Origin of the sequence: Corallococcus sp. CA047B (assembly GCF_003612065.1) — a bacterium.
Lineage (GTDB): Bacteria > Myxococcota > Myxococcia > Myxococcales > Myxococcaceae > Corallococcus > Corallococcus praedator.
Genome location: NZ_RAWD01000286.1, coordinates 1 through 12,129, shown reverse-complemented (window position 1 = coordinate 12,129; position 12,129 = coordinate 1). Strand labels below are relative to the sequence as shown.

Annotated in this window: 11 protein-coding genes and 1 pseudogene; 7 read left to right on the top strand and 5 right to left on the bottom strand. The window is 72.1% G+C overall.

Annotated elements, in window-relative coordinates; translation table 11 throughout:
• Window positions 1-249, top strand: a pseudogene (locus D7X74_RS43205) (hypothetical protein); the annotation flags it as partial.
• On the opposite strand, the gene D7X74_RS32380 reads toward D7X74_RS43205, so the two are convergent.
• Complete coding sequence (locus D7X74_RS32380) at window positions 223-828, bottom strand: hypothetical protein (RefSeq protein ID WP_120536874.1); 606 nt, start codon at window positions 826-828, stop codon at window positions 223-225. The pseudogene D7X74_RS43205 and the gene D7X74_RS32380 sit on opposite strands and share 27 nt — an antisense overlap.
• 355 nt (window positions 829-1,183) lie before the next feature.
• Between D7X74_RS32380 and D7X74_RS32375 the strand changes: the two genes are divergently transcribed.
• The 6 genes from D7X74_RS32375 to D7X74_RS32350 all read left to right on the top strand — a co-directional run bounded on the left by D7X74_RS32375 (window position 1,184) and on the right by D7X74_RS32350 (window position 7,385).
• The gene (locus D7X74_RS32375; RefSeq protein WP_233595538.1) at window positions 1,184-1,852 is read left to right on the top strand and encodes an RNA polymerase sigma factor; all 669 of its coding nucleotides are present in this window, start codon (window positions 1,184-1,186) and stop codon (window positions 1,850-1,852) included.
• Window positions 1,849-2,643 carry a hypothetical protein gene (locus D7X74_RS32370; RefSeq protein ID WP_199741943.1) on the top strand — a complete coding sequence of 265 codons (795 nt, stop codon included), beginning with the start codon at window positions 1,849-1,851 and terminating at the stop codon, window positions 2,641-2,643. Before D7X74_RS32375 ends, D7X74_RS32370 begins: the two co-directional genes overlap by 4 nt.
• A complete protein-coding gene (locus tag D7X74_RS32365) occupies window positions 2,640-4,364 on the top strand; it encodes a caspase family protein (RefSeq protein ID WP_120536871.1) in 1,725 nt (574 codons plus the stop codon). The genes D7X74_RS32370 and D7X74_RS32365 overlap by 4 nt, the downstream gene beginning before the upstream one ends.
• A gap of 97 nt (window positions 4,365-4,461) precedes the next feature.
• Window positions 4,462-4,725 carry a hypothetical protein gene (locus D7X74_RS32360; protein WP_120536870.1) on the top strand — a complete coding sequence of 88 codons (264 nt, stop codon included), beginning with the start codon at window positions 4,462-4,464 and terminating at the stop codon, window positions 4,723-4,725.
• Window positions 4,726-4,806: 81 nt separating this feature from the next.
• Complete coding sequence (locus D7X74_RS32355; RefSeq protein WP_120536869.1) at window positions 4,807-6,501, top strand: DUF6311 domain-containing protein; 1,695 nt, start codon at window positions 4,807-4,809, stop codon at window positions 6,499-6,501.
• 101 nt (window positions 6,502-6,602) lie between these two features.
• On the top strand, window positions 6,603-7,385 hold the full coding sequence (locus tag D7X74_RS32350) for a VOC family protein (RefSeq protein WP_120536868.1): 783 nt from the start codon (window positions 6,603-6,605) through the stop codon (window positions 7,383-7,385).
• A gap of 26 nt (window positions 7,386-7,411) precedes the next feature.
• On the opposite strand, the gene larC is transcribed toward D7X74_RS32350, so the two are convergent.
• The 4 genes from larC to D7X74_RS32330 all read right to left on the bottom strand — a co-directional run.
• Window positions 7,412-8,578, bottom strand: coding sequence for a nickel pincer cofactor biosynthesis protein LarC (gene larC, locus D7X74_RS32345; RefSeq protein ID WP_120536867.1), 1,167 nt, complete (start codon window positions 8,576-8,578; stop codon window positions 7,412-7,414).
• 4 nt (window positions 8,579-8,582) lie between these two features.
• Window positions 8,583-9,335 (bottom strand): nickel pincer cofactor biosynthesis protein LarB, encoded by a 753-nt coding sequence (gene larB / locus D7X74_RS32340; protein ID WP_120536866.1) that lies wholly within the window; start codon window positions 9,333-9,335, stop codon window positions 8,583-8,585.
• A 71-nt stretch (window positions 9,336-9,406) separates the two neighbouring features.
• Window positions 9,407-10,003, bottom strand: coding sequence for a chemotaxis protein CheC (locus D7X74_RS32335; protein WP_120536865.1), 597 nt, complete (start codon window positions 10,001-10,003; stop codon window positions 9,407-9,409).
• Window positions 10,000-12,129: chemotaxis protein CheA (locus D7X74_RS32330; RefSeq protein ID WP_199741942.1), on the bottom strand; the 2,130-nt coding region annotated here is incomplete at its 5' end. The genes D7X74_RS32335 and D7X74_RS32330, both read right to left, overlap by 4 nt.

The following is a 12,129-nucleotide window of genomic DNA, read 5'->3' as shown; positions in this document are numbered from 1 at the left end:
CGCCTCGGAATCCACCTGCTGCTGTTGCCCAAGCAGCGCTCAGAACTCAACTGCATGGATCATCTGTGGCGCCCCCTGAAGCAACGCGTTTCCGCCAACCGTCAGTACCCCACGGTCGAGCAGCACGTCGGCGCCGCCATCCGCTGGGTGCTGGGCCTTTCTGCCCAGGACGCCCTCCGCAAGGCGGGCTGCCTCGCCGAGGGCTTCTGGCTACGCGATTTGTTAGAGAACTTCTGGCGACCTACTTAGCGCGCTGTTCACGGTCAGGAGGACCCGAAAGTCAGAGGGCGGTGAGCAGGCCAACGCATGTGCATCCTCCAGCAGCTCCGCCAACGATTGGAGCTGACTGGCATGCAGGAGCCGATACTTGAGCCACCGGTGGAGGAAATCCGGACTGAACCCCGCATCGAGAAGATGTGAAGCGACGGCGCGGGCGAGTCGCTCCGGTTTGACCGGCATACCGAGCGCGATCCGCTGGGCCCAACGGGACAGGTACGCGGCGTCGATCTGCTCGGTGAGTCGAATCACCGCGGGCAGCTCTCCTGAGCGGTGTTTCAACGGCGAGCCCAGCAGTCGCTGCAGCAGGCTTCGAGACGGTGGCGCGATGCCTTCGTCCTGACCCAGTGCCTTGGACAATTCGTTCGCCAACCACTCGACAGCCTTCTCCGAGAGGATGCCTGCGGGAACGGCATCCACCGCCTCCAGGAGTTCCCGGAGACTGAGCACGGTCCCGACCTCCCACAGCCCCCGAAACCATCCTGTCTGGGCCGCGAAGAATTCGAGGAGACGTGCCGCGACCCGTTGGGAGGTGTCCTTGCTTTCGAGCATTGAGCGCCCTATTTTGTGAGCAGGTCGCTTGACCGCCCTCTATACGGAGGCCGTCCCATGAGGGAGCAGCAACCCCTCTGGTTTCGGCCTCCATTTTTTTGTCTGTGTGCAGGGCGCATGCCTGGGCCCCTCCCCGAGGGGCCTCGCGCCGACGAAGCACACCGAACCTGGGGGCAGTCCACTTCCGGGACCCCACCCCTCTCCGGGACAGGAAAATTCGCCCCGTACGACCCGAGTCCCGGGGTCATCGCGTATCTCCTTTTCAGAAGGGCCAGGAGGGCCGGGCACGGGGCCCGGCCGGGCCCGCGCAACGCCACGGAGCTTCCGCGTGCTGCCAGGAAACGAGCGGTCAGTCTTGGAGGCCTTCCGCCGGGGGGACACCCCCGTGCTCACCCAGGTCTACCGCGCCTATTCGTCGGAGGTGCTGCGCTACCTGTCGCGCCGCTTCTCCGTGCACTCGGAGACGGGCATGCGGTCGGTGTCGCTCACCCCGCTGGACCTGGACGCGGCCCACCAGGAGACCTTCGTGCGGGCCTTCCGCCCCCACATGCGCCAGGCCTACGACGGGGTGCGCCCCTACCTGGGCTTCCTGCTCACCGTGGCCCGCTCCACCGCCATCGACCTGATGCGCGCCTCCGGCCGGGTCGCCCGGGAGGCCATCCCCCTGGAGGACGCGCCGGAGCTGGTGCACGCCCCCGACGACGGCCGCAGCCCGGAGGAGGAAGCCCTGAGCTCCGAGGTCCGCTCCCTGGTGCGCCGCTTCCTGGACGCCCTGCCCGCCGAAGGCCGCGCCCTGGCCCAGTTGCGCTTCATGGACGGCCTGTCCCAGGAGTCCGCCGCCGACCAGCTGAAGCTCACCCGCGGCGAGGTGCGCGTGCGCGAACGGAGGTTGCGGGTGCAGTTCACCGAACACCTGAAGGACTCGGGCTGGTTGGACAGTGACGTCGCACCGGGACGCCTGGAGCTGGGCGCCCTGCTGGCCACCCTGGCCCTGTGCGCCATCCGATTCGGGAGCCTCCCATGAAGTGGTACGAACGCCATGTGGACGCGGGACTGACGCGCTGGTCCCTGGGGGAGCTGTCCGCCCCCGAATCCTCGCGCCTGCTGCGCCACGCCCACGCCTGCAACCGCTGCGGCACCCGCTACAACAAGTGGGCCCGCGCCCACCGCGCCCTCGAATCCGGCAACACGGACACGCCCACCTCCATCGAACTGGAGACGCTCACCGTCGCGGGCCTGGAGGCCGCCCTGTCCGCCGCCGCCCCCGCCGACGCCGTCCAGGCCCGCTGGCCCACGTTGGCGGTGCTGGGCGCCACGCTCGCGGCCCTGTTCCTCGCCGTCGTGGTGACGCCCTCCTCCGGCCCCACCGGCATCGCGCCCACCGAACCCGAGTGGAGCCCCCGGGGCGTCGTCCACGACCCCGTCACGCCCAGCACGCCCCTGGCGCAGCCCGTCCTGCGCATCTTCTGCGCCGTCCCCGGCCAGTCGCTGCGCGAGCTGAAGGCCGGGACGGCCTGCGCGCCGGGGGCCACGCTGGCCTTCGCCGCCAGCGCCCGTCCGCCCTACACGCACGTCGCGGTGCGGGTGCGCGTCGGTGGGAAGGAAGAGCTCAACGGGCCCTTCCCCCTGAGCGGCAAGGCCGGCGAGGAGCGTCCCCTGGAGCTGACGTTCGCCCTGCCCGCGACGTCCGATATGGCCGAGGTCACCGCCTCGTTCTCCGAACACCCGGACGCCACCCTGGCGGCCCTGCGTGGCGGAACGACGGAGGGGGTGGTGGTGCTCAGGCAGGAGGTCCGGGTAGAGGAAGGTCCATGAAGAAGCTGGAGATGCTCCTGGGTGCGGCCCTGCTGATGGCGGCTCCGGAGGCATTGGCGGAGACGGTGCGGCGGGCGCTCGTCATCGCCCACAACGGCAGCGACGACCCCGCCCTGGCGCCCCTGCGCTACGCGGACGACGACGGCGTGCTGTGGGCGGAGACGCTCAAGCGCCTGGGCGTGGAGACCACCCTGCTGGTGGATCCGGACGAGGCCACGCGGCTGTCCGGCAGCCTGGTGCTGAAGTCCGCCCAGGCCCCCACGCGCGCGGCGGTGGAGCAGGTGGTGAAGAAGCTCCAGGCGTCGTCGCTGGCGGACCGCGCGGCGGGACGCCAGACGGACGTGCTCATCGTCTACGTGGGCCACGGCAACACGGACGACGCCGGCCGGTCCTACTTCACGCTCGCCGACGCGCGCCTGGACCGGACCAGCCTCTATTCGGAATTGGTGGATCCGCTGGGCGCGGACTACGTGCACGTCATCGCGGACGCGTGCCGCGCGTCGGGCGTGGTGGGCCGCCGGGGGGGAAAACCGGACGCGGCGGTGCTGGCGGAGCTGCGCGGGGTGCTCGCGCGCGAGCAGCTGGCGTCGCGGCCCAACGTGGGCGCCCTCTTCGCGGAGAGCGACGACGGGGAGACGCACGAGTGGTCGCGCATCCGCGCCGGCGTCTTCAGCCACGTGGCGCGCTCCGGCCTGCTGGGCGGCGCGGACATCAACGGCGACGGACAGGTGGAGTACAGCGAGCTGGCCGCCTTCGTGGCCGCGTCGCTGCACGGCGTGAAGGGCCTGCCCGCGCGGCTGTCGGTGAACGCCTTCGCGCCCACGGCCGCGCCCCGGCGTCCGCTGGTGGGCCCCGCGCCGGAGGGGCCCCGGGTCACCTTCCCCGCGGGCTTCGAGTACGCGCGCCTCTCCGTGGAGGACGCGGACGGGCAGCGGCTGGTGGACGTGCGGCGCTCACCGCAGCAGTGGACGCAGATATTGCTGCCGCCGCGCGACGTGTACTGGGTGCGCGCGCCGAACGCGGAGGCCCGCGTCACGCTGGCGGAGCTGTCGTCCGGGACGCCGGAGCTGCGCCCCCGCGAATTGCAGGAGCGCGGTCCCGCGGAGGAGGCGCTGCGGCGCGGGCTGTTCGCCGTGCCGCTGGACCGGTCGTTCTATGACGAGTACGTGGTCGCCGCGGGCCTGGTGCCGGTGGACTTCACGGCGTTCCAGCCGCCCGTCGTCGGGGGGCTGATGCCCCGGCTGTCCGCGCCGTCGTCGGACCTGGGCAGCGCGTGGGAGCTGGGCCTGGGCGCGGGGCGCTCGCCGCTGGGCCTGGCCCGCTTCGCCACCGGGCCCAGCCTGTCGTGGCGCAATCCGACGTCGGTGCACCTGCTGTACTACGGCGTGCGCGGGGCCTACGGCGTGACGCCGCTCGCGGCCCGGGACGGCATCCGCCTGCACCGCCTCACGCTGGAGGGCCTGGTGGGCCTACAGAATCCGGCGCGCACGCCGCTGTTCGCCGAGCTGGGCTTGGGCTGGGGCCTGCTGGGCCTGACGGCGCCGGGCTTCCGGCAGGCGGACCCCACGATGCTGACCACCCACGTGGCCGCGGGCGTCACCGGGCGGCTCGCGGGCATGAAGTTGCGGCTGTCGGCCCACGTGGGCCTGGACCGCGTCACCGCCAACGGGCAGACCGGCGCGGATCCGCAGTACGGCCTGGAAATCACCCTCCGGCGCTAGCGGACACGGGCCGGTGGGCCCGGCCGTGTCCGTGTGTCGTGCGCCGGCCTGCGCACGCCGCGCCCACACCCCGAGCCCCTGACGGTCGTCCCGTTCCATGCCCCGTTCGTTCCTCCTGCACATCGTGCTGCCGAGCACCGTCATGTCCGCGGTCCTGCTGGCGGGTTGTGACCCTCTCTGCGTCACCGGGCTCTCCCCGCCGGACAAGGGCTACGCGTACACGGATGACGCGGGTGTCTGTGTCGTCGTCGTGGAGGCGCCCGACGGCGACGACGCGGGGCTCGGTGGATCCGACGCGGGCACGCAGGAGGATGGCGGCGCCCGCCCCGTCCTGGAGGACGCGGGGACGGGTCCTCCGTAGTCCCGCGCTGGGGCGGCGGTTGTAGGGCATGGAAGACGGCGCCTATACAGTCGCCGCACCTTCGCGCGAGACGCCCCGCCCATGTCGTCGAATCCTCCCCTTCCGAACGCCTCCGCCACCTCGTCCCGCCGCGCCCTCCTCGTGGCGCGCACGCTGGCGGTGCTCGGGGGACTGGGCTGGTTCCTGTGGCTGGGGGGCGGGCCGGTGCTGCCGCCCACGCGCATCGACTGGATGATGCGCGAGGACTGGGCCGCGCACATCTTCGGCTGGTTCTTCTTCCGCAACGCGGACTGGCAGTTGCCGCTGGGCGCGGCGCCCAACCACTTCTTCCCCTACGGCACGTCGGTGGCGCTCACCGACGGCAACCCGTGGGTGGCCGTCCTGCTCAAGCCCTTCAACGCGCTCCTGCCCGCGGACTTCCAGTACACCGGGCCGTGGCTGGGCCTGTGCTACGCGCTGATGGGGTACTTCGGCGCGAGGCTGGTGGAGACGGTGTCCCCGCGCGCGGTGCCCGTGGCCCTGGGCGGCACGCTGCTGGCGCTGTCCCCGGCGATGGCGGCGCGCTTCGGGCACCCCACGCTGTGCGCGCACTGGCTGCTGGTGGCCCTCTTGTGGCTCAACCTGCGCGACCTGCCGGATGCGCGCACCGCGACGCGGAGCCTGGGCCTCGCGGCCCTCTTCAACGCCGTCGCCTCCGGCACCCATCCGTACTGGGTGGCCATGCTGATGCCGCTGACGCTGAGCTTGGGCGTGCGAATCGTCTGGAGCCGGAAACTCGGCCTCGCGCGCGTCGCGGGCGCGGTGGCGGGCATCATCGGGTTGGACGTGCTGCTGTTCGCTGTCTTCGGCTACTTCGGCGGACAGGGGCTGGGCGCGGAGGGCTTCGGAGACTTCTCCGCGGACCTGGCCACGCTGGTGAACCCGATGGGTTGGTCGCGCCTGCTGCCGGACCTGCCCGCGTCACCCCGGCAGGGAGAGGGCTTCGGCTACCTGGGCGCGGGCGCACTGCTGCTCGTCGTGCTCGCGGCGGTGAGCCTCCTCGCGCGCCTGCGGGAAGCGCGCACGGTGGACTGGCGCCGCGTGCTGCCCGCCGCCGTCGTGGTGGGGTTGATGGCTGTGTATGCATTGTCCTCGCGCGTGACGTGGCTGGGCCAGCCGGTGGCGGACCTGGGCGCGCTGTACGCGCCGCTGGAGAAGGCGACGAACGCGTTCCGCGCCTCCGGCCGCTTCGTCTGGCCCTTGAGCTATCTGATTGTCATTGGCGCGGTGCTGATGGTGGCGCGTCTGTGGCGCGCTGTCCCTGGCGTCACCGTGGCCGCGCTGACGGTGGCGCTGGCGGTGCAGGCGTATGACCTGCGTGAAGACAAGAGCGCGCTCTTCAAGCCCGTGCGCTTCCAGCGCCTGCAGTCCCCCGAGTGGGCCGCGCTCCAGGGCCCCTACCAGCATCTGGCCCTCTTCCCGCCACATGCGCAGTGGGTGTGCCGCTACGACGAGCCACTGGTGAACGCGCTGGCGTATCAGGCGTACCGGCTGAAGCTCACCTTCAACAGCGGCTACGCGTCGCGCACGCCCCAGGCCCTGGAGACCGAGTGCCACGCGAAGCTGCCCCGCGATGGCCTGGACGCGACCACAGCGTACGTGGTGCTGCCCGAACACCTGCGGCCGTTCCTGGACGCGGGCGCGCGGTGCGGCCGGGTGGAGGGATTGTCCGTGTGCGTGGTGGCCGGCAACACGGATGCATTCGCGCAGGGGCTCGCACGTCAGCCACTTCACTGACGCGAAGCGGCACTGAAAATCCTTTCAGTCACCGAGCCGCGCGGGATATTACCTTTCAGGTAGCCCGAAGGCGTTCGGGCCCACGTCGAAAGGAGCGTTCGATGCCCGCAGTGACGAAGCACGAAGCCGGGACGGTGTGCTGGGTGGACCTGATGGCCTGGGACCTGGAGAAGGCCAAGACCTTCTATGGGGGGCTGTTCGGCTGGACGTTCGAGACGGGGGGCCAGGAGACGAACTACTACACGATGGCCCGTTCCCAGGGCCGCGAGGTGGCGGCGCTGATGCAACGCGCGAAGGACGCTCCGTTCCCGCCGGTGTGGAACCTGTACTTCAGCGTGGAGAGCGTGGACCGCTCGCTGGCACGCGTGAAGGAGCTGGGCGGCCGGGAGCTGCTGGCCCCCATGGACGTGATGGACGCGGGGCGCATGGCCTTCTGTCAGGACTCCACCGGGGTGCCGTTCGGGCTCTGGCAGCCGAACCAGTTCCAGGGGGCCGGGGTGGTGAACGAGCCCGGGTCCATGGCGTGGAATGAGGTGAAGACGCGGGATGGCGCGAAGGCCCTCGACTTCTACAAGGGCCTCTTCGGCTTCACGGCGGAGAAGATGCAGACCGAGGAGATGGACTACTGGGTCATGAAGAAGAACGGGAAGGAGGTGGGCGGCCTGATGAAGATGACCGCGAGGGATCCCGCCGACCTTCCGCCCCACTGCGTGACCACCTTCTCCGTGGCGAACACCGACGAAGCCGCGGCGACCGTCACCCGGCTGGGCGGCAAGGTGCTCGTCGCGCCGTTCGACTCGCCCTACGGTCGCATCAGCATCGTCGCCGACCCCGGCGGCGCGAGCTTCGGCATCATCAAGCTGTCGGAGATGGGCGCGGCCTGAGTCGCGCCCCCCGCCTCGCTTGGGCCTCAGTGCATGAGGGCCGCCAGCGCGGCGGCCATCACCTGCTTCACGGGCACGTTCGCGGCCTGGGCCACGCGGACGCAGTCGTCGAACTCCGGGTGCGCGTTGAGCACCCGGCCGTCGCGCAGGCCCCGCTTCACGCGGACCTTGCCCCACGGCGTCTCCACCTCCACCCAGTCGCGCTCCAGCGCGTGGCGCTCCACCCGGTGGTAGCGCACGCCCAGCGACGTGGACTCGCGCAGCACCGTGTCCACCACCGCCTCGCGCAGGCCGCCCTCCACCAGCGCGCCCAACAGGTGCGCCGGCCGCCCCTTCTTCATCACCACCGGGGCCACCCACGCGTCCTTCGCGCCCACTTCCAGCAACCGCTCCACCAGGTGGCCCAGGAGCTGCGGCGTGGCGTCGTCCAGGTTCGCCTCCACCACCCACAGGCCTTCGGTGGCCTGCGCCTCCATGCGCCCCAGCGACGCGCGCAGCACGTTGGGCCGGTCGCGGAAGTCCTTGGTGCCGACGCCGTAGCCCACCTTCTCCACGATGAAGTCCGGCGGGTGGCCAATCTTCGTCAGCACCTTGAGCAGCGCCGCGCCCGTGGGCGTCGTCAGCTCGCCCACGCCCTCGAAGCGCACCGGCACGTCGCGCAGCAGCTCCAGCGTCGCGGGCACCGGAATGGGCATCTGCCCGTGCGCCACGCGGATGGTGCCGCTGCCCAGGGGCGGCGGCGCGGCGTGCACCTCCGGGTCCCCCAAGAGCTCCAGCACCACCGCCGCGCCGCAGATGTCCACGATGGAGTCCACCGCGCCCACCTCGTGGAAGTGGATGGCGTCGATGGACACCCCGTGCACCTTCGCCTCGGCCTCGCCGATGGCGCGGAACACCGCCAGGGCGCGGGCCTTCGCGCGCTCCGGCAGCGTGGTGGCGGCTTCGATGAGCTGGCGGATGTCCGCGTAGGCGCGGTGCGGGTGCGCTTCCTTCGCGTCCAGCACCACGTCCAGGTGCGTGCCGCTGATGGCGTGGCGCACCGCGCGCGACACCGCCAGCTTCCAGCCCGGCACGTTGAGGCCACTCAGGGCCTGGGTGAGCGCGTCGGGTGACACGCCCAGGTCGATGCCCGCCGCCAGGAACATGTCCCCGGCGATGCCGCCCACGGGCTCCAGGTAGAGGATGCGTCGCATGGCTTCAGCGCCGTCCCTTCGTGCGGGAGATGAGCGCCGCGTAGAAGCCGCCGCCAAACCCGTTGTCGATGTTCACCGTCGCCACGTTCGCGGCGCACGAGTTCACCATCGCGAGCAGCGCGGAGATGCCCTTGAGGTTCGCGCCGTAGCCCACCGACGTGGGCACCGCCACCACCGGGATTCCGACCAGGCCGCCCAGCGCGCTCGCGAGCGCCCCCTCCATGCCCGCCACCACCACCGCGACGTGGCACTCCTGGATCTCCTCGCGCCGGCGCAGCAGCCGGTGGATGCCCGCCACGCCCACGTCGTAGACGCGCCGCACCTCCGCGCCCATCGCCTCCGCGGTGAGCGCCGCCTCCTCCGCCACGGGGATGTCGCTCGTGCCGGCCGTCACCACCGCGACGAGCCCCGCCTTCACCTTGCGCTGGCGCATGTGGAAGATGCGCGCCACCGGGTGGTACTCGGCCTTGGGGAAGCGCGCGAGCAGCGCCTCCGCCTTGTCCGGTTGCAGCCGCGTCACCAGCACCGTCTGCTTGCGCTCCACGAGCGCGCCCACGATGCCCAGCAGCTGCTCCACCGTCTTGGGCTCGCCCAGCACCACCTCCGGGAAGCCGAAGCGCAGGTTGCGGTGCGTGTCGAGCGTCGCGTAACCCAGCTCCGCGTACGGCAGGTCCTTGAGCTTGCCCACCGCGTCGTCCAGGGTGACCTTGCCCGTCTTCACCTGACCCAGCAGCTGCCGAAGCGCCTTCTCGTCCATGGGCGACCGTCTACCCCACCCGCCCCCGGTGCTCCAGACGCGCGGCGGCGGGACGGGCCTGCCAGGGAGACCTACAGGCCCAGCCGGGCCAGCAGCGCCTGGGTGCTGCCGCGCTCCAGCACCAGCAGCATCCGCCCGCCCAGCGCCGTGGGGGCCGTGGCCGTGAAGTGCGCGCCCAGGACCACCACCGGGCCCGGACCGGCGTCCACCTCGCCCAGCACGCCCGCCAGCACCGGCCGCACCGGGCCGCGCTCCAGCCGGGGCACCGTGGGCAAGAGCCGCCAGCCCGTCAGCCGTCCGATGGCGGACAGACACGCGCTGGCGATGATGTTCGCCGCTTCCGCCAGGGCGCTCTCGCGCTCCTCGGGGGACGCGGGCTGGCCTCGCACCAGCACCGACTCCAGCGCCTCACCGTCCCGGGGCGGCAGCAGCAGCACCAGGGCGCCGCGCAGCTCGCCCGTCATGCCCAGGCGCACGGCGACGGCGGGACCGTCCTCGCCCGGGAGGGCCAGCCCGTCCTGGGGGTAGACCCAGCGCACTTCGGGGATGGACAGGTCCACGCGGCCGCCCATCAGGCGGGCCAGGGCGTTGGCACCGTGGCCACAGCCGATGTTGGCCACCTCGCGCAGGGCGTCGAGCTGCGCGTCGCTGGGCAGGGGCGGACTCACGCGGTCAGTAACCTCGGGACGTCCAGGATGAACACGGGCCGGCCATTGCCCAGGATGGTCACCCCGGACAGGCCCGGCAGCAAGTCCAGCGGTCGGGACAGGGGTTTGAGGACGACTTCCTCCTGCCCCAGGAGGCGATCCACCGCCAGCGCCACCTTGCCGGTGCCGGCATCCCCCTCCATCACCACGAAGGGCCGGAAGCCCGGCCGGGGTGACGCGGGCACGCCCAGGAGCACCTCCAGCGGGTGCACCGGCAACAGGCCGTTGCCATGGGGCAGGAGCGCCGTCTCCCGGCTGCGGCTCAGGGTCTCTGGATCCGCCTCCGTGGCGCCCACCACCTTGGCGATGGGCAGACCGAAGACCTCCTCCCCCACCTGCACGAGGAGCAGGTGCACGACGGCCACGGTGAGCGGCAGCCGCAAGGTGAAGACGGTGCCCCGGCCGCGCTCGCTGTCGATTTCGAGCGTGCCGCCCACGCTCTCCACCACGCGCTTGACGGCATCCATGCCCACGCCGCGCCCGGAGATGTCGGTGAGCTCCTTGGCGGTGGAGACGCCGGGGAGGCACGACAGCAGGAAGGCGTCGCGGTCCGCCATGCGCGCGGCGGCCTCTTCCGTGATGAGCCCGCGCTTCAACGCGGAGGCCTTGAGGCGCACGGGGTCCATGCCCCGGCCGTCGTCCTCGATATCGATGATGACCCGGTCGCGCGCGCGGCGCACCGTCACCAGCACGCGGCCGCGCACGGACTTCTTCGCGGCCAGCCGCTCCTCCGGGGCCTCCAGGCCGTGGTCGATGCAGTTGCGCAGCAGGTGCAGGAGCGGGTCGGCCAGCTCATCCAGGATGGCGCGGTCCAGTTCGATTTCCGCGCCGGTGATGACCAGCTCGACCTCGCGCTCCTTGCGGCGGGCCAGGTCGCGCGCGGCGCGGGGCAGCCGGTCGGTGATGAGCGACAGCGGCGTCATGCGCGCGCTCATCACCTTGTCGTGCAGGTCCTTCACCAGCGTGTGCAGCCGGTAGACGCCCTCTTCCAGGGCGGGGCGCGTGTTCTCCGGCAGCTCCTTGCCCACTTCGCGCAGACGGGCGGTGGCGAGCATCAGCTCGCCCACCGTGTCGAGGAAGTAGTCGAGCAGCTCCGTGCGCACGCGCACCGTGCGGGAGCTGGCGTCGGCGGTGGCGCGGGCGCTGTCCGACGTCGGCGGGGGGACGGCGATGATGGGCGGTTCGGGGACGGCCTGGGAGACAGAGACGACCTCCACCTCCGCCACGTTGCGCAGGGCCGTCTGGATGCCGGCCTCGCCCACGGCGGTCTCCAGGTCCACCTGGATGAAGCCGTCGGGGATGCGACCAGCCTTGAGTTCCTCCAGGGGAGGCCGCAGGTCCACGAGCGTGCCCAGGGTGGACAGCCGCTTGTGCACGAGGAACGCGCGCACGCCGGGCACCTGGCAGGTGGGCGAGATGCGCAGCCGCACGGACCAGCGGGGCGCGGCGGCGCGTCCGTCCACGCCCACGTTGGTGACGGCCTTGAGGCCCGCGGCCAGCGCCGCCACGGGGGAGCCGGGGTCGACCTCCGCCGGCACGCGCACCAGGGACTGCCCGGTGGGCGCCCCGTAGAGGGCATCCGGGCTGCTCAGTTCGCGCGGCGGCATCAGGCTGGCGGGAGGAAGGACCGCCAGGGCCGTGGACCCCGCCGCGCCGGAAGCACCCGGACCGTCCCGGCCAGCGCCGGAGTCCGGTCCCGGAGTCCCGGAAGCGCTGCCCGAAGTGCCCGAGCCCGACGTCCCGGCCGCACTGCCCGGAGCGCCCGAAGCCACCAGCCCCGACGCGTCAGCCGTGCCCGAAGCTCCGGCCGAGGGGCCCGAGCCCGACGTCCCAGCCGCACCGCCCGAGCCCGAACCCGACGCAGAAGCCCCATCCGAGGGGCCCGAGCCCGAAGCCGTACCGCCCGAACCCGTCGAGCCCGAGGCCGCGCTGCCCGAAACACTTGAGCCCGCCGGAGTACCGCCGGAGCCCAACGCCGAAGCCGTACCGCCGGAGCCTGACGCCGTGCCGCCCGAAGCGCCAGCAGCACCGCCCGACGTCCCGGCCGCATCCGAAGTGCCCTCGCCCTCCGCCCGCGCGCCCCCCGC